The sequence below is a fragment of the Mycobacterium sp. 1245852.3 genome, assembly GCF_001669335.1.
In the GTDB taxonomy this organism is placed as follows: domain Bacteria; phylum Actinomycetota; class Actinomycetes; order Mycobacteriales; family Mycobacteriaceae; genus Mycobacterium; species Mycobacterium europaeum_A.
In genome coordinates, this window is record NZ_LZLL01000147.1 from 1 (window position 1) to 19,123 (window position 19,123).

19 protein-coding genes and 1 pseudogene are annotated in these 19,123 nt (G+C 69.6%); 9 read left to right on the forward strand and 11 right to left on the reverse strand.

From position 1 onward, the window contains the following. From A9W96_RS06585 to A9W96_RS06595, 3 genes and pseudogenes are all read right to left on the reverse strand, one after another. Positions 1-415 (reverse strand): annotated as a pseudogene (locus A9W96_RS06585) (ATP-dependent DNA helicase RecG); the annotation flags it as partial. 2 nt (positions 416-417) lie between these two features. Continuing rightward, complete coding sequence (locus tag A9W96_RS06590; RefSeq protein ID WP_066877501.1) at positions 418-2,118, reverse strand: DAK2 domain-containing protein; 1,701 nt, start codon at positions 2,116-2,118, stop codon at positions 418-420. 174 nt (positions 2,119-2,292) lie between these two features. Continuing rightward, positions 2,293-2,946: a transglycosylase gene (locus A9W96_RS06595; RefSeq protein ID WP_369829219.1), complete on the reverse strand. Its 654-nt coding sequence runs from the start codon at positions 2,944-2,946 to the stop codon at positions 2,293-2,295. Positions 2,947-3,443: 497 nt separating this feature from the next. Here A9W96_RS06595 and rpmB point away from each other — a divergent pair, with 497 nt between their 5' ends. Next, positions 3,444-3,638, forward strand: a complete 195-nt coding sequence (rpmB, locus tag A9W96_RS06600; protein ID WP_046185726.1) for a 50S ribosomal protein L28 — start codon at positions 3,444-3,446, stop codon at positions 3,636-3,638. A gap of 13 nt (positions 3,639-3,651) precedes the next feature. Here the strand turns inward: rpmB and A9W96_RS06605 are convergent, their stop codons facing one another. Together A9W96_RS06605 and A9W96_RS06610 are read right to left on the reverse strand one after the other, a co-directional pair. Continuing rightward, positions 3,652-4,473, reverse strand: a complete 822-nt coding sequence (locus A9W96_RS06605) for a mycofactocin-coupled SDR family oxidoreductase (RefSeq protein WP_067138537.1) — start codon at positions 4,471-4,473, stop codon at positions 3,652-3,654. Between the two features lie 2 nt (positions 4,474-4,475). Beyond that, the gene (locus tag A9W96_RS06610; RefSeq protein ID WP_066861996.1) at positions 4,476-5,366 is read right to left on the reverse strand and encodes an SDR family NAD(P)-dependent oxidoreductase; all 891 of its coding nucleotides are present in this window, start codon (positions 5,364-5,366) and stop codon (positions 4,476-4,478) included. A gap of 94 nt (positions 5,367-5,460) precedes the next feature. On the opposite strand from A9W96_RS06610, the gene A9W96_RS06615 reads away from it, so the two are divergent. Genes A9W96_RS06615 through A9W96_RS06630 form a run of 4 tightly spaced genes read left to right on the forward strand, consistent with a single transcriptional unit; the run spans position 5,461 to position 9,188 of the window. Then, complete coding sequence (locus tag A9W96_RS06615) at positions 5,461-5,904, forward strand: nuclear transport factor 2 family protein (RefSeq protein WP_066861998.1); 444 nt, start codon at positions 5,461-5,463, stop codon at positions 5,902-5,904. 3 nt (positions 5,905-5,907) lie between these two features. Then, entirely contained in the window at positions 5,908-7,122 is a 1,215-nt protein-coding gene (locus A9W96_RS06620; protein WP_066862001.1) for a sulfotransferase, read from the forward strand. Continuing rightward, positions 7,115-8,359 carry a DUF1214 domain-containing protein gene (locus A9W96_RS06625; protein WP_067138539.1) on the forward strand — a complete coding sequence of 415 codons (1,245 nt, stop codon included), beginning with the start codon at positions 7,115-7,117 and terminating at the stop codon, positions 8,357-8,359. The genes A9W96_RS06620 and A9W96_RS06625 overlap by 8 nt, the downstream gene beginning before the upstream one ends. Before the next feature lies 1 nt (position 8,360). After that, positions 8,361-9,188, forward strand: coding sequence for an oxidoreductase (locus A9W96_RS06630; RefSeq protein WP_066862005.1), 828 nt, complete (start codon positions 8,361-8,363; stop codon positions 9,186-9,188). A 9-nt stretch (positions 9,189-9,197) separates the two neighbouring features. Here A9W96_RS06630 and A9W96_RS06635 read toward each other — a convergent pair whose 3' ends face one another. Genes A9W96_RS06635 through A9W96_RS06645 form a run of 3 tightly spaced genes read right to left on the reverse strand, consistent with a single transcriptional unit; the run spans position 9,198 to position 11,829 of the window. Next, positions 9,198-10,130, reverse strand: a complete 933-nt coding sequence (locus A9W96_RS06635) for an NADP-dependent oxidoreductase (RefSeq protein WP_066862265.1) — start codon at positions 10,128-10,130, stop codon at positions 9,198-9,200. 5 nt (positions 10,131-10,135) lie between these two features. Next, positions 10,136-10,819 (reverse strand): uracil-DNA glycosylase, encoded by a 684-nt coding sequence (locus A9W96_RS06640; RefSeq protein WP_066862262.1) that lies wholly within the window; start codon positions 10,817-10,819, stop codon positions 10,136-10,138. A 41-nt stretch (positions 10,820-10,860) separates the two neighbouring features. Continuing rightward, complete coding sequence (locus A9W96_RS06645) at positions 10,861-11,829, reverse strand: thiamine-phosphate kinase (protein WP_067138541.1); 969 nt, start codon at positions 11,827-11,829, stop codon at positions 10,861-10,863. Between the two features lie 98 nt (positions 11,830-11,927). On the opposite strand from A9W96_RS06645, the gene A9W96_RS06650 reads away from it, so the two are divergent. After that, positions 11,928-12,488 carry a DUF3515 domain-containing protein gene (locus A9W96_RS06650; RefSeq protein WP_066862009.1) on the forward strand — a complete coding sequence of 187 codons (561 nt, stop codon included), beginning with the start codon at positions 11,928-11,930 and terminating at the stop codon, positions 12,486-12,488. 6 nt (positions 12,489-12,494) lie between these two features. Here the strand turns inward: A9W96_RS06650 and A9W96_RS06655 are convergent, their stop codons facing one another. Together A9W96_RS06655 and A9W96_RS06660 are read right to left on the reverse strand one after the other, a co-directional pair. Further along, positions 12,495-13,604, reverse strand: a complete 1,110-nt coding sequence (locus A9W96_RS06655) for a D-alanine--D-alanine ligase family protein (RefSeq protein ID WP_067138543.1) — start codon at positions 13,602-13,604, stop codon at positions 12,495-12,497. A gap of 63 nt (positions 13,605-13,667) precedes the next feature. Continuing rightward, on the reverse strand, positions 13,668-14,702 hold the full coding sequence (locus A9W96_RS06660; protein WP_066881743.1) for an NAD(P)H-dependent glycerol-3-phosphate dehydrogenase: 1,035 nt from the start codon (positions 14,700-14,702) through the stop codon (positions 13,668-13,670). A gap of 132 nt (positions 14,703-14,834) precedes the next feature. Between A9W96_RS06660 and cofC the strand changes: the two genes are divergently transcribed. From cofC to A9W96_RS06675, 3 genes are all read left to right on the forward strand, one after another. Continuing rightward, positions 14,835-15,497: a 2-phospho-L-lactate guanylyltransferase gene (gene cofC, locus A9W96_RS06665; protein WP_066862014.1), complete on the forward strand. Its 663-nt coding sequence runs from the start codon at positions 14,835-14,837 to the stop codon at positions 15,495-15,497. A gap of 88 nt (positions 15,498-15,585) precedes the next feature. After that, positions 15,586-17,775: an RNA degradosome polyphosphate kinase gene (locus tag A9W96_RS06670; protein WP_066881745.1), complete on the forward strand. Its 2,190-nt coding sequence runs from the start codon at positions 15,586-15,588 to the stop codon at positions 17,773-17,775. A gap of 85 nt (positions 17,776-17,860) precedes the next feature. Beyond that, positions 17,861-18,808: an NUDIX hydrolase gene (locus A9W96_RS06675; RefSeq protein ID WP_066862020.1), complete on the forward strand. Its 948-nt coding sequence runs from the start codon at positions 17,861-17,863 to the stop codon at positions 18,806-18,808. Positions 18,809-18,979: 171 nt separating this feature from the next. Here A9W96_RS06675 and A9W96_RS06680 read toward each other — a convergent pair. After that, positions 18,980-19,123, reverse strand: a 144-nt coding sequence (locus A9W96_RS06680) for a hypothetical protein (protein WP_197499422.1), incomplete at its 5' end; no start/stop codon positions are given.

Genomic DNA, 19,123 nt, shown 5'->3' on the forward strand with positions numbered 1-19,123 from the left:
AGTCGACGATGAGGAACGCCGGGTGCGTCAGTTGCATGACGTTCCGGAAGAACCCGACCTCCCCGGAGAGCATCACCTTGGTGCCCTTGGTCAGGTCCTTCTTCAAGTAGTTCGCGTTGAAGAACGTCGCGGTCACCTTGCTGCGGCCCGAGCCGAGGGTGATGCGGTGGCACAGCTTCTTCGGGTTCTTCTTCATCGGAAACGTCTCGGTTTCGGCGATCGTGTCGATGATGGTGATGTGCTCGCCCGTTTCGGGCCGCTCGTCGTCGGAGCCCCACCGCGAGGCGCCCTCCGTATAGCTGCGCGGATAGTGGCGCAGCAGGGCGTCGACGGTGCGGATGCCGAAGACCTCGTCGAGCGATTCGGCGGCCTTGGCTCCCACCACGAAGTCCAGCCGGTCGCCCAGCGACACCATCGCTACTCGACCCCGATCAGCAGCGCGTCACCGTGGTGGCCGGTGCGGTAAGTGACCAGTTCGGTCCCGGGGTGGTGGTCGTGCATGTGTTCTTCCAGAATGTCGCCGAGCGCGCCGGCATTGGCATCGGAGCCGTCGATGCCGGCGCCCAGCAGCACCGTCACCAGGTCGCCGCCCGAGGCCAGCAGCAGGTCGAGCAGGCCTATCGCCGCCCCGACCGCATCGGCGGCCACTATCAGCACCTCGTCGCCCGCGATGCCCAGGCCGTCGCCGGGCCGGCAGCGCCCCGCCCAGGTCAGCGCGCTTTCGGTCGCGATGCGCACCGAGCCGTGCCGCGCCGCACCGGCGGCGCGGGCCATGGTGTAGCCGTCGTCCACCGCCTGCCGGTCGGTTTCGTGCACGGCCAGCGCGGCCAGCCCCTGCACCATCGAGCCGGTCGGGATCGGCACCACATCGATGCCCCAGCCGATCGCCGCGGTGCAACCGGCCACCAACTCCTCGGCCGCCACGTAGCCATTGGGCAGCACCATCACCTGTGCGGCGCCGGTGTCCACGATGGCCCGCATCAGTTGGTGCGCGCTGATGTTGGTGACGGGATCGTGCCCGGTCGGTTCGCGTTGCAGCACGCTGGCGCCCTCTCCGGCGAACAGCTCGGCGGCGCCGTCTCCGTCGACCACCGCCAGCACGGCGCGCTCCCGCGTCCAGCCGCCGGCGGGCAGGCCCGGGGCGCCCGAGCTCAGCGCCGAGATGACGATGCGGCTCAGCCGCCCGGCCGCCAGGCCCGCTTCCACGGCGGCGCCGGCGTCGTCGGTGTGCACGTGGACCGAGTACGTGCGCTGCGCCGACGACGGCGCCGACGCGATGCCCACCGAATCGCCCAACTCCCCCAACCGATCCCGCAGCCTGTCCGCCGCCGCGGGCTCGCAGTCGTCCAGCCGGTACATCACCTCGAAGTGGGGCGCCGGGCGCTGCGCGGACGCCTCCGGTTGCAGTTCCCGCGGCGACAGCTCGTACACCGTGCGGGCGGGAGCCTGCCCGGTGATGGTGCAGCGCAGCGCGTCCAGCAGGACCAGCAGTCCGCGCCCGCCGGCGTCCACGGCGCCGGCGTCGGCGAGCACGTCGAGTTGTTCGGGCGTCTTCTCCAGGGCGACCACCGCCGCGTCGCCGGCCGCGATGACCGCCGGCACCAGACCGTCCCCGGCCCGGGCGCACTGCGCGACGGCGTGGGCGGCCGCCCGCAGGACCGAGACGATGGTCCCGGGGATCTCCTCACCGCCCATCGAGCTGATGACCAGCTCCACGCCGCGCTGCAGCGCCGCACCGAGGATCGCGACGTCGATGTGCGACAGCTCGCCCCCGGCATCGGCGGCCGCGGTCGCGGTGACGTCGGCGAGGCCCCGCAGGATCTGCGACAGGATCACGCCGGAATTGCCGCGGGCGCCGTTCAGCGCGCCGGCCGACAGCGCCGCCGCGGCCCGCGCCACGCAGCCCGATCCGGCCTCGGCGCCCGCGTTGGCCTCTGCCAGGGCGGAACGCATGGTGAACAGCATGTTGGCGCCGGTGTCGGAGTCGGCGACGGGGAAGACGTTGAGCCGGTTGATTTCGTCGATGTGCGTGATCAGGTCGCTGACGGCGGTGTGCGCCCAGTCGCGCAGGGTGGTCGCGTCCAGGAGACGATCCTGCGACGTATCCGCAGTGCCCAGTGTGACCCACCTCCTCCGCACCAGTCCCCCGGTGGGCGCCAGCGTAGCCGGGCGCCGGAGCCGCTGCGCTCAGTTGCTCTGCGCCGTTGAGGAAGATCGAACAGTAGCGGACGTATTCGGTCGAGGTAGTCCTCGACGCCACATTTTCCGGCCAAGAAGGTATCGCAGGCGGGTTTAATAGCCCTGCCGGATACCGGGATTGGCCTGGCCCACCAACATGCGCTCATTGCTGCCGTCGCGGCTGACGCCGTAGCGGTTCATCTGATAGTTCATCGACGCGCACGCGGTGGCCACCGGATCCCACGCCGAGTTCGACGTCCCGGGCTGGTGAAAGGCCGCGAAGGTATCCGGCATCACCTGCCACGGGCCCCGCGTGGCGTGCAGCGGGCCGCCGTCGAGCTGGGAAGGCCCATAGGCGTTGCTGTCCGACAGGTTGATCGCACCCGAATGAAACTGCGACTCGTGATCGGCGATGGTCATCATGCCCTCGATCCAGTGACCACGGGCCGCCGCGTCGGTGACCCCGATCCGGGTCAGCGCCTCCTCGAGATAGCCGCGGATCGCCTCGGGTCCGTCGGGCCACACTTCCCGGCCGTCGAAAGCGACCTGCCGCAGCTGGATGCCGCCCTCGCGCACGGCCGCCGCCTCTTGCACCGCAGGACGAGGCGCATCGGGCTGCCACCACCACGTCGCACCGGCCGCTGCCCTGGGGCCCGCCCCGCCCTGCCCGGCGCCGTACTGGCCGCCCACGGCGGTCGGGCAGTTAACCGAGGTGCTTCCGATGGCGACGCTGCCCAGCGCCGCCACCACCAGATAGGCCGTCGCCACCCGGCGCAACCTCGAGACCAACCGTCGTACGCCCACCGGAGAGCCCCGCCGGCTTTCGACGCGGGCTGGACCGGCGGCGTTTTCGGCGCGCGCAACCACCCCGCGCACTCCCCTCAAACCTGCCGATATTTGCTTCCCAGCCGCATCCGCAGCTCCGCGCGGGCCGGCACCGCCGGGAAGAAGACTTCAGCCAAATCGACGCGCCGTCCGCGCCTGACACAGGCAGCGACCGCGCCGACCATCGGCGGCGCTGTCATCCTAGCGACCGGGCACGCCATCTACCCCGGTCAAAGCCCCTACTGTGATCGACTGCATGTCGACCATGCGAGAGGGTTGCAGCGCACAGCAAACCGGCGCGACCGCGCGTAACCGCAGGGTCGGCCCCTGACGACCGTTTTGGTGGTTGCCGGAGGAGTCGGTATCCTCAGGTGTGCCCGGTGCAACCTGGGCTGTCCCGGCCGAATTGCCGGACCCCCGAGATTTGAGGAGCTTGAACAATGGCCGCTGTGTGCGACATCTGCGGGAAAGGCCCCGGCTTCGGTAAGTCGGTGTCACACTCCCACCGCCGCACCAGCCGCCGGTGGGACCCCAACGTTCAGACCGTGCACGTCGTCACCCGCCCGGGCGGCAACAAGCAGCGCCTGAACGTCTGCACCTCCTGCATCAAGGCCGGCAAGGTCGTCCGGGGCTGACGGCAGCCGTTGTTCACATGACGACGTGGCCGGCGTCCACCGGGATCGCCGCGCCGGTGATGTAGCGCGATCGCGGCCCGGCAAGCCAGAGCACCGCTTCGGTGACGTCCTGCGCCTCGACCAGCGGCACGTCGGGTAGCAGCGTCTGCGACAGGGCCGGGTTGGGGTTCTCCAGCATCCGGTTCACCACGAAATCGTTGAGGATCATCGGCGTCGCAACCCCGCTCGGGTGGATCGAATTGACCCGAATCTTGTGCGGCGCATAGGCATTCGCCGCCGAGCGCATCAACCCCACCACACCGTGTTTGGACGCGGCGTAGGCGAACATCGCCGCGCTGCCGTCGCCACCGCGGCCGGTCAGGCCCTGTGACGAGCTGACCAGCACCACCGAGCCGCCCCGGCCCTTGCGCACGATCGAGGGCACCGTCGCCAGCAGCGTGTGCCACACACCCTTGAGGTTGGTGTCCACGATCGTGTTGAACACCGGTTCGGACTCGGGGTCGGTGACGCCGATGGCCACCACCCCGGCGTTGGCGACGACGATGTCGATGTCGCCGAGCTCGTCGACGCCGGCCTGCACCCCGGCCTGCAGCGCCTGGAGGTCGCGGACGTCCGCGGCGACGGACGCCGCCTTGCGACCGGCCGCCTGGACCAGCTGTACGGTCTCGGCGAGCTCGGATTCGGTCCCCAGGGCGTAGGGGATCGCCTCGAGGTCGGCGCAGATGTCGACGGCGATGATGTCGGCGCCCTGCTCGGCCAGCGCCACGGCGTGGCTGCGGCCCTGGCCGCGCGCGGCGCCGGTGATGACGGCCACCGTGTTGTCGAAGTCGCCCATGACTACACCTCCAGTTGTGTGCCGGTCTCGCGTTCGGCGAAGGTCACCAGCCGCGCGGCCGTGTCGTAATCGCAGGCCAGCGGCGTGCGGCCGATCAGCACCGGGCCGCCGCGCAGCCCGAACCTGCCGCTGACCCCGACGTAACTGCCCGGCGGGATCGGCTCGCTGATGCAGTACAGCGTCGGCGCCGCGCCCTCGTCGATGTCGTTGGCCAGCCGGTCGGCCACCACCTTGACCCCTTTGTGGGCCAGCGACATCAGCCGTGAGTCACCGAGGTTCGACAGGTTGGAGGCCACCCACCCCGGGTGGGTGAGCTGCGTGACGATCGGCGATCCGGCCGCGCGCAGCCTGCGGTCGAGCTCCAGCCCCCACAGCATGACCGCGAGCTTCGACTGCGCGTAGGCGCCCAGCCTCGTCCACTTGTGCCGGCGCAGATGCAGGTCGTCCAGGTGCAGCGTCGCCGACCGGTGTGCGTCGGAGCCGACGTTGATGATCTGCGAACGCACCCTTCCCAGCAGCAGATTGGTGAGCGCGAACGGTCCGAGCAGGTTGGTGCCCAGTGTCATCTCGAAGCCGTCGACCGTCTCGGTGCGCCGGTCGGTCAGGGCACCGGCGTTGTTGATCAGGATGTCGACCGGCCCGTCGATCAGATCCGCGAAGGCACGCACCGACGACAGGTCGGCGAGGTCGAGCTTGACCACAGCGGTCGACCCACCCATTTCGGTGGCGCGTTGCTTCCCGAGTTCGGTGTTGCGCACCGCCAGGATCACGTGCGCCCCGGCTTTGGCGAGCGCACGCGCCGTGCCGAGCCCGACGCCGTTGGTTGCCCCGGTCACGATCACGCGTTTGCCGGTCAGGTTGCCGAGCCGGCTCGGCGTCCACGGTAGGGTCACGGCGATCAGAGTAATGGTCGGTTCTATGTAAGTTGGACCGGTTCTGCCAACATTGTTGCGGAACAGAGCGGAAGACTCCCGAGGCGGTTCGACAATGAGTGACAGCGCCACCGAGATCACCAACCTCATCTACACCTATGCGCAGCTTCTCGACGGCGGCGACCTGGACGGCGTGGCCCGGTTATTCGAGCACGGCCGCATCTGCGGGATCCAGGACGGCCCGCCCGAGACGGTGTTCGCCGGTTCCGCCCGGGTGCGGGAGATGTATGACATGGCCACCCGGATCTACGAGGACGGCACCCCGAAGACCAAACACAACACGACCAATGTGCAGCTCTACATCGACGAGGCGGCCGGGACCGCGCAGAGCACGTCCTATTACTGCGTCACGCAGGCCACCGATGAGCTGCCGCTGCAGGTCATCGTGACCGGGCATTACAAGGACACGTTCCACCGCGTGGACGGAGCCTGGCGCTTCGACAGCCGCACCATGTTCGTCGACCAGGTCGGCGACGTCAGCCGGCATCTGAAGTTCTGACCCGTGGCATCCGCGAGCGCGTCCGACGGCCCGTTCGACCCGGCCGCCGTGCTGGCCGATGCGCAACGCAAGGAAGAGCTAAGCGATTGGGGCCCAGGCGAATTCGACGGCGCGCTGCGGATGTTGCTGGCCGACTATGCCCGCACCGACCTCAACGGCCTCAATGCCCAGGGCGTGCACATCCTGCGGTCCGGCATCGTGCACAGCCTGCGGATGCGGCTGCGCGCGCAGGAGTGGATCCGCCGGCACCCGGAGATCCTCGACGAGCGGGTGGCCGCGCCGATCGTGGTCGTCGGGATGATGCGCAGCGGCACCACGCTGCTGCAGCGGCTGCTGGCCGCCGACCCGCGCTTCGTCTGCGCCTACGGCTGGGAGGTCGTCGAGGTCGCGCCGCGCCTGGACCATCGGTTCACCGACGCGCCCGATCCGCGCATCGCGATCAGCGAAGCGCGCGAAGCGAAATCCCGCGAACTGGCGCCCGAATTGTTCTCGATTCACCCGATGTATGCCAGGGAGGCCGAGGAGGAGATCGTCTTTTTGGCCGACGCGTTCTTGTCGCACGTTCCCGAGTCGGGGGCGCACCTGCCGCGGTACCGGTCCTGGCTCGACGACCAGGACTTCTCCCCCGCTTACGGCTATCTGCACCGGATGCTGCAGTTCCTGCAGTGGCAGAAACGGCAGCGGGGCGCCCACGGCCGGCGCTGGGTGCTCAAATCCCCTGCGCACCTTGGGTATTTGCATCTGTTGCGTGCCCAGTTCCCCGACCTGCACCTCGTGCACATGCATCGCGACCCGCGCACCACCATCGCGTCGGGGGCCAGCCTGAACGCGACCCTGCACGCGATGCACGCCGATGCCGTCGACGTGCACCGGGTCGGTGCGCAATGGCTGGAGCGGATGGGCTGGACCAATGACCGGGCGATGGCGATCCGCGACGGCTGGACCGATCAGGATGCCGTGGTCACCGACATCGGGTTCGACGAGGCGGTGGCCGACCCGATCGGCCAGGTGGCCCGCGTCTACGACGCCGTCGGCCTGCCGCTGACCGCGCAGGCCGAGGACGCGATGCGGCGCTGGCTGGCCCACCGCCCCCGTGAGGTGCCGCGGCCGCCTTACGGACTGGAGCCCTACGGCCTGCGTCCCGAGCAGGTCGATGAGCGATTCACGTTGTACAACAAGCGTTTCGGACGGCAAATCGGAGGAACTGCGCATGCCTGAACACCCGGTCGCGACGGCGTCCCAGCACGAGCAGGAGCTGGCGGCCCTCGACCTGATCGAGCACCCTACCCTCAAGGCCGCCTACGGCGCGGTCGCCGAGACTTGGCTCGGTCGCGCCAAGGCGTCGGAGGCGATGCGCGAACGGTTCGACGACGCGTTCGCCGAGGTGATGTTCTCGGCGGCGGTGTGGTCGTCCAATCAGGACAAGCTGCGACCGAAGGTCAGTTGCATCACCCGGCTCGCGCACCCGGTGGACGGCCGTCGCATTCCCGGATCCCGGTGGGGCATCGACAATCCCGACAGCGTGTACCGGGTGATCCCGATCTCCGGCGACGAGCGCTACGAGATCCACGGCCGGGTCGGCGAGCACCGGATGACCGAGAACTACTTCACGCTGTGGGATGCGCGCATGGGGACCGTCGCCGTCCTCAACGGCCGCACCATGCAGGTCGACTCCGACGGCAGCTACACCATCACCGTCGACTCCGAGCCGGCCAACGGCCGGCCCAACCACGTGCAGACCTCGCCGGAGGCCCACGAGTTCTACATCCGCGACGTGCTGCTGGACTGGGACCTCGACGACCCGAATCATGTTGAGGTGCAACGCCTTGGCGGTCCGCCGGCCGCCCCGGCGCGCACGCTCGACGAACAGGCCGAGGCCACCGCGGCGATGATGGATTACTTCGCCAACTTCACCGGCAAGCTCAGCCACGGCGTGTACAAGATGCCCGCCAACCATTTCAATCTCGCCTGGTCGGCCGACAAGGTCGGCGCGATGCGCAATCAGGTCTATGTGATGGGCCGGTTCGACCTCGCCCCCGACGAGGCCTTCGTCGTCGACCTGAATGACGGTGGCGCCGAATACTTCACGGTGCCGCTGAGCAACATCTGGGGCACGACACTGAATCTCGTCGACCGAAACGGCAGCCTCAACAAGGCGCAGTCGGTGGCCAACGAGGACGGCAGCTACACCTACGTGATCTCGCCCGTCGACCCCGGCGTGGCGAACTGGATCGACTCCGACGGCCTGCGGGAGGCCATCTTGACGTTGCGGATGGCGGAGTTCGGTGAGTCCGGCCCGCGCGAAGACCTCGGGGCGCGCGGCCGGGTGGTCAAGCTGGACCGGCTCGACGCCGAGGTGCCGCACCTGCCGCGGGTGAGCGAACAGCAGCGCGCGACCGACCTCGCACACCGGCGCAACGCCTACCTGCGCCGCCTGCCGGAAGGGACGATCTGACGTGTCACGCTGGCTGATCACGGGATGCTCCACGGGCTTCGGGCGCGAAATCGCGCGCGCCGCGCTGCAAGCCGGCCACAGCGTCGTGGTGACCGCGCGGCGGGCCGAGGCGGTGGCCGACATCGCCGACGAATTCGGGGACCGGGCCGTGGCCGTCGCCCTCGACGTGACCGATGCCGCCCAGATCGCGGCGGCGGTGTCCGCGGCAGACGAGGCATTTGGCGGGGTCGACGTCCTGGTCAACAACGCCGGCCACGGCTACCTGTCCTCGGTGGAAGAGGGTGAGGACGCCGAGGTCCGAAAGCTGTTCGACGTCAACTACTTCGGGGCCGTCGACATGATCAAGGCGGTGCTGCCCGCCATGCGCGCCCGCGGGTCGGGACACATCATCAACATCTCCTCGATGACCGGCCTGGTGGCCAACCCGCCCAACGCCTACTACTCCTCGACCAAGTTCGCGCTCGAGGCTCTGACCGAGGCGCTGGCCGCCGAGGTGCGCCCGCTGGGCATCAAGGTGACCGCGATCGAGCCCGGCGCGTTTCGCACCGACTGGGCGACGCGGTCGATGAAGGAATCGGGCAGCCCGATCGCCGACTACGCCGACGTGGCGGCGCGCAAGGACCTGATCAAGCAGTTCGCCGATCACCTACCCGGTGACCCGCGCAAGGTCGCCGAAGCGGTGCTGATGGTGACCACGCTCGACGAACCGCCGCTGCGGCTGCTGCTGGGCCGTGACGTGCTGAAGGCCATGCGCGACAAGCTCGCCGCGCTCTCGGCGTCGATCGAAGAGTGGAAGGCCGTCACGAAGGACGTGAATTTCGCGGACTGATGGCGCCACTCAGTCCCGCACGATGAGGACCGTCTTACCGGCGCGGCCCCTGCCGTGGTCGCGGCTTTCGAACGCCTCACGGCCCTGGTCGAGCGCGAATGTCTGGGCGATCGCGACGTGCAACCGGTCGCCGTCGACCAGCGCGGCGAGTTCGTCGAGCTGGCCCCGGTTCGGTGTGACGATGAAAAAGGTTGCGGTGACACCGAATTGCTCGGCCCGGCCCTCTGGAGGCGGTGCGGACAGGGTGACCAGCCGGCCACCGCGGCGCAGCACGCCGAACGACCGCTCCAATGTCGGCCCGCCCACCGTGTCGATGACGACGTCGTAGCCGGCACCGGGTTCGTCGAACGCCTCGGTGCGCACGTCGATCACCCGCTGCGCGCCGCACCCGCGCAGCAGGTTGGCGGTGTCGCTGCGCACGGTCGCGGTCACCCGCGCGCCCAGCAGAGCGGCCAGCTGAACCGTCAGCAGGCCCACTCCCCCGGCACCGCCGTGCACCAGCACGCTCTCGCCGGGTTGCACGGCGGCGTGGTCGACCAGCGCCTGCAGGGCGGTCAGCCCGGCCAGCGGCAGCGCGGCGGCGACGGTGTGCGAGACGGTCGACGGCTTGGTCGCCAGGTCGGCGGCGGGCACGGCGACGAAATCGGCCGCCGCGCCGTCACGGTCGAACCCGATCAACCCGTACACCTCGGCGCCCGGCGCGAAATCCGACACGTCGGCGGCGACCGCTTCGACCACGCCGGACACCTCGTGTGAGGGGATCACCGGGAGGCGGCTGGCGCCGTCGCGGGTCCAGGTCTCCTCCCACGTCAGCTCGTCGAAGGTGATCCCGGCCGCGTGTACCGCCACCAACACCTCACCCGCGGCCGGCACCGGTCGCGGGGCCCGTTCGAGCACCAGCTGCTCCGGGCCGCCCCGCCGGTGCGCGCGCAGCGCGGTCATCTCGGTCATGGCAGGCGCCAGTCGATCGCGTCGGCGCCCATGCCGGTCAGCAATTCGTTGGCGCGGCTGAACGGGCGTGAACCGAAGAACCCGCGCGACGCCGACAGCGGGGACGGATGCGGTGACTCGATGGCCACGCAATTGCCCTGGGCGAGAATGGGTTTGAGGGTCGACGCGTCGCGGCCCCACAGGATCGCCACCAGGGGCCGCGACCGCTCGGTCAGCGCCCGGATGGCGCATTCGGTCACCGCCTCCCAGCCCTTGCCGCGGTGCGACGCCGGATTGCTGGGCCGCACCGTGAGCACCCGGTTCAGCAGTAGCACGCCGCGCTGCGCCCAGGGCGTCAGGTCGCCGCAGGAGGGCTGCGGATGGCCCAGGTCCGCGGTGTACTCCTGAAAGATGTTGGCCAGACTGCGTGGCAACGGCCGCACGTCGGGCGCCACCGAAAAGCTCAGCCCCACAGCGTGTCCGGGCGTCGGGTACGGGTCCTGCCCGACGATCAGCACCCTGACGTCGTCGAAGGGATAGGTGAAGGCGCGCAACACATTCGGTCCGGCCGGCAGGTACCTGCGCCCGGCCGCGATCTCGGCCCGCAGGAACTGCCCCATCCCGGCCACCTGGTCGGCCACCGGCGCCAGCGCACTCGCCCACCCCGGCTCGACCAGTTCCCCCAGCGGACGCGCGGTCATCATCGGCTCTTCGCGATCGCGTAAACGGTCACCGCGTCACCCTAATACGACTGCCAGCCGGCGTAGCCGTTCCACTCTCGATCATCGACCAGCACCCGCGCCGGCCCGTCGAGAACCCGCCCGATGATCCGCCAACCGGCCGGCGCGGGGCCGGCGAAACACGCGACCAGGGCGTGGTCCTCGCCGCCGCCGAGCACCCAGTGCCACGGATCGGCGCCCACGGCGGCGGCGGCCGCGTCCAGCGCATCGCGGTCCGCGGCCAGCGCCGCCGTCGACAGATCCATGCCCACCCCCGACGCCTCGGCGACATGGCGCACATCGGCGATCAGGCCGTCGGAGATGTCGATCATCGCCTGCGCACCCGCGGCCGCCGCCACCGCTCCCTGGCCGTAGGGCGGCTCCGGCACCAGATGCCGGCGCCGCAGCTCGCCGAACTCCGTAATCTCCTTGCGCCACAGGGAAAGTCCGGCCGCCGAGCGGCCCAGGTCCCCGGCGACGGCGATCAGCGCACCGGGCTGCGCGCCGGATCGCCGCACCGGCGCGCGCCCGTCCGACTCGCCCAGCACCGTCACCGAGATGACCCACTGTGGGCAGTGCACCAGGTCACCGCCGGCGATGCCGGCGCCGACCCGCTGCGCCTCGTCCCACATCCCGTCGACCAGCGCGTCCACCTGCGCCGCCGGCGTATCACCGGGCGCGCCGAAGGCGACCACGAAGGCCGTCGGCCGCCCGCCCATGGCCTCGATGTCCGCGGCGTTCTGGGCGATCGCCTTGCGGCCGATGTCGTGCGGCGTCGACCAGTCCAGCCGGAAGTGCCGGTCCTGCACCAGCATGTCGGTCGACACCAGGGCGCGCCCATCACCGGCCGCCACCAGCGCCGCATCGTCTCCGGGCCCGAGCACGACCGCGGGGGGCTGCCGGCGGCCCCGCACCAGGCGATCGATCACGGCGAACTCACCGAGCTGTTGCAGCGACGGGGACTCGCCCGATTCGTCTGGCACGCCACCCACGATAGGGCTCCCGGCGCCGCGCGGACCGCCCCGAGAATAAATTGGCGTAAGGGTCAACGAAGGCGGTAGTGGTGAGCAGAAATGGGAGGTGCGCGGCGGTGGCAACCGAACCGGAAGCCGATGGCGGACCACCGCGTGCGCTGATCATCGCCGCCATCGTGCTGGCCGTCGCGACGATCGGCGTGATCCTGGCCATCGCGGCGACCCGCCAGGCGCCCCCGCGCGCGGTCGCGGTGGCCGCGGTACCGGCGCCGCAGGCCGACGGGTCCGGCTGCCGCGCGTTGCTGGGTGCGCTGCCGCAGCGGCTCGGCGATTACCAGCGCGCGCCCCTCGAGCAGCCGGCGCCCGAGGGCGCCGCCGCCTGGCGCGCCGGCCCGGACAGCGACCCGGTGGTGCTGCGCTGCGGGCTGGACCGCCCGGCCGAGTTCGTGCTCGGCGCCCCCATCCAGGTCGTCGACCGGGTGCAGTGGTTCCAGGTGAGTTCCGAACAGCAGTCCGCCGGCGACGCGGGCAGATCGACCTGGTACGCGGTGGACCGCGGGGCCTACGTGGCGCTCACGCTGCCGACCGGGTCGGGCCCGACACCGATCCAGCAGATTTCCGAGGTGATCGACCGCAGCATGCCCGCGACGCCCATCGACCCCGGCCAGCCCGGTTAGTGCCAGTCAGCGCAGGCCGACGCCGCGGGCCAATGCCGTCTCGACCATCGTCGCCAGCAGCGTCGGATAATCCACGCCGCTGGCCGCCCACATCCTCGGGTACATCGAGATCGTGGTGAATCCCGGCATCGTGTTGATCTCGTTGAGCACCGGCCCGTCCTCGGTGAGGAAGAAGTCCACCCGGGCCAGCCCCTGACAATCGATGGCCTTGAACGCCCGGACCGCCAATTGCCGTATCACGTCGGCGATTTCGTCGTCCACCTTGGCGGGCACATCCAGTTCGGCCGCGTCGTCGAGGTATTTGGTCGAGAAGTCGTAGAACGAATCCTCGCGGCCACGCACCCCGGCCACCCGGATCTCGCCCAGCGTGCTGGCTTCGACTGTGCCGCCGGGCATTTCGAGTACGCCGCACTCCAACTCCCGGCCGACGATCGCCGCCTCGACGATGACCTTGGGATCATGTTGGCGCGCGGCCGCGACGGCGGCGTCCAGCTGATCCCAGCTCGACACCCGGCTCACCCCGATCGAGGAGCCGCCCCGCGCGGGTTTGACGAAGACCGGCAGGCCCAGCCGCTCGCACTCCTCGGGGCGCAGCCTGGAACGCGACGGGCGCAGCACCGCGTAGTCACCGACCGGCAATCCCTCGGCGGCGAACAGCTTCTTGGTGAATTCCTTGTCCATGCCGGCCGCGCTGGCCAGCACACCGGCCCCCACGTAGGGCACACCGGCGAGCTCCAGCAGGCCCTGGATCGTGCCGTCCTCGCCGTAGGGGCCGTGCAGCACCGGAAAGACCACGTCGACCGACGCTAAGACCTCGGTGGCGCCGGGCGCCAGGGACACCAACTGGCCGCTGCGCCGGGGATCGGCGGGTAGCGCCAGTTCGGTGCCTGATGCGGCGGTCACCTCGGGCAGTTTCCGGTCGGTGATCGCCAGCGCGGCCGGATCACCGTCGGTGAGCACCCACGACCCCTCCGGGGTGATGCCGATCGCGACCACGTCGAACCGATCCGGATCCAGGTTGCGCAGAATGCTGCCCGCCGAGACGCACGAGATGGCGTGCTCGTTGCTGCGCCCGCCGAAGACGACGGCGACGCGCACCCGCTCGCTGGCATTCACAATCTCAAGAGGCTACCGGGTGGCACCCGTCCCGGTCGGGTGGCGGCCCTTCGCCTGGCCTTTTCACTCGGGCTTGGTGCTGCGGCCCAGGAGCAGCGCGATCGCCTCGTCGACCGACAGGCCCTTGTGGCAGACCCGGTGCACGGCGTCGGTGAGGGGCATCTCGACGTCGTAACTGGCGGCCAGTGCCAGGACGGACTCGCAGGACGTCACGCCCTCGACGACGTGCCCGTCGCCGCCGTCGGGGGTGCCGCCCAGCACCGCCTGGATGTTCGCTCCCCGGCCGAGCCGCTCGCCCAGCGAACGGTTGCGGGAATGCGGTGAGCTGCAGGTGGCCACCAGATCGCCCACCCCGGCCAGCCCGGCCAGTGTGGCGCCCTTGGCACCCAGCGCGATCCCCAGCCGCATGATTTCGGCCAGGCCGCGGGTGATGATCGCCGCCGTGGTGTTCTCGCCGAGCCCGACACCGACCGCCATCCCGCACGCGAGCGCGATGACGTTCTTGCAGGCCCCGCCGACCTCGGTGCCGACCACATCGCTGTTGGTGTAGGGGCGGAAGTATCCGCTGTTCAGCATGCGCTGCAGGGCGACGGCCCGACCCGAGTCGCTGCACGCGACCACGGTGGCGGCGGGCTGGGATGCGGCGATCTCGCTGGCCAGGTTCGGCCCCGAGATCACCGCGACCTGAGCCGGGTCGACGCCGGTGACCGAGACGATCACCTGACTCATCCGCATCAGCGTGCCCAGTTCGATGCCCTTGGCCAGGCTCACCAGCGTCGCGCCCTGGCGAATCAGCGGCGCCCAGGGCTCGAGGTTGCTGCGCATGGTCTGCGCCGGCACGCCGAGCAGCACCGTGGACGCGTCGCGCAGGGCCTCGGCGGGGTCGGCGGTGGCGCGGATGCCCGGCGGCAGCAACGTGCCGGGCAGGTAGTCGGGGTTGTAGCGGGTGGTGTTGATCTGTTCGGCGATCTCGGGTCTGCGGGCCCACAGCGTGACCGCCGCTTCCGGCCCCCCCGCCTCGACCAGCACCTTGGCCAGCGCCGTGCCCCACGCCCCGGCACCCATGACCGCCACGGCACCCGACGATGTGCTGGTCATGTACCCCCCTGTCCGTGGTCGGTGTAGCTCACGCGGCACTTGCAGCCGCTACACCCTAGATCAGCGACGGACCGGGCGTCACGCCTGCCAGCATGTCCCGGCGGCGGGGCGTCGCTGGCAGGATGGCATCTCATGAGCGGCATACGAGCCGACGGTTCGGCCAACGGCGCGGGCGACGTCGCCCTGATCATCGCCGTCAAGAGGTTGGCCGCGGCCAAGACCCGGTTGGCCCCGGTCTTCTCGGCGCGCACCCGGGAAAGCGTGGTGCTCGCCATGCTGGCGGACACCCTGACCGCCGCCGGGCGCGTCCGAGCGCTGGGCTCGATCACCGTGATCACGCCCGACGACGCGGCGGCCGCCGCCGCCGCCGAGCTGGGCGCGGACGTGCTGGTTGATCCCACACCCGAGGGTCACCCCGATCCGCTGAACAACGCGATCGCCACCGCCGAACGCGCGGTGGGCGGCTCCTTCGCCAATGTGGTTGCGCTGCAAGGTGATTTACCCGCGTTGCAGACTCAGGAGCTGAACGAGGCGATCGCCGCCGCGCGCCAGCACCGGCGCAGCTTCGTCGCCGACCGGCTGGCCACCGGCACGGCGGCGCTGTTCGCGTTCGGAAGCCCGCTCGACCCGCGATTCGGCGCCGATTCCTCGGCGCGGCACCGCAGTTCGGGTGCGATCGAGCTGACCGGCGCCTGGCCGGGCCTGCGGTGTGACGTCGACACCCCCAGCGACCTCGCCGCCGCCCGTCGCCTCGGGGTGGGGGCAGCGACCGCCCGCGCCATCGCGACGCACTGATTCCGATCGCTGCGCGTATATCTGTCCGACGGGTGAACGTCGTCCCAACGGCGAATGGATGTCCCGGGAGCGCTAGCAGCACCCACGCGTGATGAGCAATGATCGCAGGGTGACTGAAATCGAAGCTGAGGCGCGACCCGACGAGAACTTGTGGCATTCGGGCGACTCGGCCGTGGCAGCACCACCGGCTGCGACCCAGGCCGCGCTGACCGATCTGCCGGACGACCGTTACCTCAACCGGGAACTGAGCTGGCTGGATTTCAACGCCCGCGTGCTGGCGCTGGCCGCCGACAACTCGTTGCCGTTGCTGGAACGCGCCAAGTTCCTGGCGATCTTCGCCTCCAACCTCGACGAGTTCTATATGGTGCGCGTCGCCGGCCTCAAACGCCGTGACGAGATGGGCTTGTCGGTCCGCTCGGCCGACGGTCTGACGCCGCGCAAGCAACTCGCCCTCATCGGAGAACAGACTCAGCGGATCGCGACCCGGCACGCGCGAGTGTTCCTGGATTCGGTGCGCCCGGCGCTTGCCGAGGAAGGCATCCACATCGTCACGTGGGCCGACCTCGATCAGGCCGAGCGCGACGAATTGTCGACCTATTTCACCGAACAGGTCTTCCCCGTCCTGACGCCGCTGGCCGTCGACCCGGCGCACCCGTTCCCGTTCGTCAGCGGGCTGAGCCTGAACCTGGCGGTGATGGTGCGTCAGCCCGAGGACGGCGGCCAGCACTTCGCCCGAGTAAAGGTGCCCAACAACGTCGATCGCTTCGTCGAATTGGCCGCCATCGACAATGCCGACGGCTCCGGACGGGCCATCGTCCGGTACCTGCCGACCGAAGAACTCATCGCGGCCTTCCTTCCTCTTCTGTTCCCGGGCATGGAAATCGTGGAGCATCACGCCTTCCGCATCACCCGCAACGCCGACATGGAAGTCGAGGAGGACCGCGACGAGGATCTGCTGCAGGCGCTGGAACGGGAATTGGCGCGCCGGCGGTTCGGGCCGCCGGTGCGACTCGAGATCGCCGACGACATGACCGAGGGCATGCTGGAGCTGTTGTTGCGCGAACTCGACGTGCACCCCGGTGACGTCATCGAAGTGCCCGGGCTGCTGGATCTTTCGTCGCTGTGGCAGATCTACGGACTGGACCGGCCGGCGCTCAAGGACCCCGCGTTCGTCCCGGACACCCACCCCGCCTTCGCCGATCGCGAATCCCCCAAGAGCATCTTCGCGACGCTGCGCGAGGGCGACGTCCTGGTGCACCACCCCTACGACTCCTTCTCCACCAGCGTGCAGCGCTTCATTCAGCAGGCCGCCGCGGACCCCAATGTGCTGGCGATCAAACAAACGCTGTACCGCACCTCCGGGGACTCACCGATCGTGCGGGCGCTGATCGAAGCGGCCGAGGCCGGAAAGCAGGCCGTGGCGCTCGTCGAAATCAAGGCGCGCTTCGACGAACAGGCCAACATCCGTTGGGCGCGCGCACTCGAGCAGGCGGGCGTGCACGTGGTCTACGGCCTCGTCGGGCTCAAGACACACTGCAAGACGTGCCTGGTGGTGCGCCGCGAAGGATCGGCGATCCGGCGGTACTGCCATATCGGAACCGGCAACTACAACAGCAAGACCGCCCGCCTCTATGAGGATGTCGGCCTGCTGACGGCGAGCCCGGATATCGGTGCGGACCTCACCGATTTGTTCAATTCGCTTACCGGCTATTCGCGTAAGGTCGCCTACCGCAACCTGCTGGTGGCGCCGCACGGAATTCGCACCGGCATCATCGAACGCGTCGAACGCGAGATCGCCGCGCACCGCGAACGAGGTGACGGGCGAATTCGTCTGAAGATGAACGCGTTGGTGGACGAGCAGGTGATCGATGCGCTCTACCGGGCATCGCAGGCCGGAGTGCGGGTCGAGGTCGTGGTGCGCGGCATCTGCGCGTTGCGCCCGGGCGCCGAGGGCTTCTCCGAAAACATCGTCGTGCGCTCCATTCTCGGCCGCTTCCTGGAGCATTCGCGGATCATCCATTTCCGCAACATCAACGAATTCTGGATCGGCAGCGCCGACATGATGCACCGCAATCTCGATCGGCGCGTGGAGGTGCTGGTGCAGGTGAAGGATCCCAAGCTCACCGGGCAGTTGGACGAATTGTTCGAATCCGCACTGGATCCGTCCACCCGGTGCTGGGAACTGGGACCCGACGGGCAGTGGACCCCGGCGCCACAAGAAGGCCATACCGTGCGCGACCACCAAGTATCGTTGATGGAGCGCCATCGCAGTCCCTAGCTCTGTGCGGTGATTTCGGAGTTGTTCTTTCGGGCCGCACCTCGTTGCGTGCGGCCCTGAGGTGAATTGATCTGCAGGAGTTGAGGTGCCGACCCATAACTCGTCCACCGATCGGCGCTCGGGAAGCCGAGTGGTCTATGCCGCCGGCGCGGTGCTGTGGCGACCCGGCGATGCCGACGCCGCCGACCACGACATCGAGATCGCCGTCATCCACCGGCCGCGGTACGACGACTGGTCACTGCCCAAGGGCAAGGTGGACCCCGGCGAGACGGCCCCGGTGGCCGCCGTGCGCGAGGTGCAGGAGGAGACGGGCCAGCACGCGATCCTCGGCCGGCGGCTGAACCTGGTCAGCTATCCGATCGAGGCGGGCGTCAAAAAGGTCTTCTACTGGGCCGCGCGCGCCACCGGCGGCGAGTTCGTGCCCGGCCACGAGGTGGACGGGTTGGTGTGGCTGCCCATCGCCGAGGCGATGCAGAAGCTCGACTATGCGCAGGATCGAAAAGTGTTGCGCCACTTCAACAAAAAGCCCGCGGACACCCATACCTTATTGGTCGTCCGGCATGGCACGGCCGGGCGCAAATCGCGCTTCTCCGGCGATGACGCCAAGCGGCCGCTGGACAAACGCGGACGCGCGCAGGCCGAGGCGCTGGTTCCGCAGCTGCTCGCCTTCGGGGCGTCGCAGGTGTATGCGGCCGACCGCGTGCGCTGCCACCAGACCGTGGAACCGCTTGCCGAGGAGTTGGGCGTGCCCGTACACAACGAGCCCACCCTCACCGAAGAGGCCTACGCCAAGAATGCGAAACGCGGCCGCCACCGAATGCTCGATATCGCCGAGCAGCACGGCACGGCGGTTGTCTGCACTCAGGGCAAGGTGATTCCGGACCTGATCGCGTGGTGGTGTGAGCGCGACGGCGTGCGGCCCGACAAATCGCGCAACCACAAGGGCAGCACCTGGGTGCTGTCACTGTCTGGCGGGAAGTTGGTGGCCGCCGACCACATCGGTGGCGCGCTGGCCGCCAACGTCCGGGCCTAGCGTGACGGTCCCGCGACCGCCGCAGCGTGATGGCGGCGGCCCGCCGCACCCGGCTTCGCCGCGCTTGCGACCGCCGCAGCGTGATGGCGGCGGCCGCCGCTAAGCGCACGAATACCCTTCGGGGGCACCGCTGCCGCCCGAAGGGTACTCGTGTCTAGAACTTGACTCCGCTTACTTGCGACCGCGGCGCGCGGTCGTCTTCTTGGCCGCGGCCTTCTTGGCCGGAGCCTTGCTCGCCGCCTTCTTGGCCGGAGCCTTGGTCGCGGCCTTCTTGGCCGGGGCCTTGGTCGCGGCCTTCTTGGCCGGGGCCTTGGT

Bases quoted from the DNA above. Each gene is read 5' to 3' on its own strand.
- rpmB (WP_046185726.1), top strand. From the start codon at position 3,444: ATGGCCGCTGTGTGCGACATCTGCGGGAAAGGCCCCGGCTTCGGTAAG.
- A9W96_RS06605 (WP_067138537.1), bottom strand. From the start codon at position 4,473: ATGGGCGACTTCGACAACACGGTGGCCGTCATCACCGGCGCCGCGCGC.
- A9W96_RS06615 (WP_066861998.1), top strand. From the start codon at position 5,461: ATGAGTGACAGCGCCACCGAGATCACCAACCTCATCTACACCTATGCG.
- A9W96_RS06625 (WP_067138539.1), top strand. From the start codon at position 7,115: ATGCCTGAACACCCGGTCGCGACGGCGTCCCAGCACGAGCAGGAGCTG.
- A9W96_RS06635 (WP_066862265.1), bottom strand. From the start codon at position 10,130: ATGACCGCGCTGCGCGCGCACCGGCGGGGCGGCCCGGAGCAGCTGGTG.
- A9W96_RS06640 (WP_066862262.1), bottom strand. From the start codon at position 10,819: ATGACCGCGCGTCCGCTGGGGGAACTGGTCGAGCCGGGGTGGGCGAGT.
- A9W96_RS06660 (WP_066881743.1), bottom strand. From the start codon at position 14,702: ATGACCAGCACATCGTCGGGTGCCGTGGCGGTCATGGGTGCCGGGGCG.
- cofC (WP_066862014.1), top strand. From the start codon at position 14,835: ATGAGCGGCATACGAGCCGACGGTTCGGCCAACGGCGCGGGCGACGTC.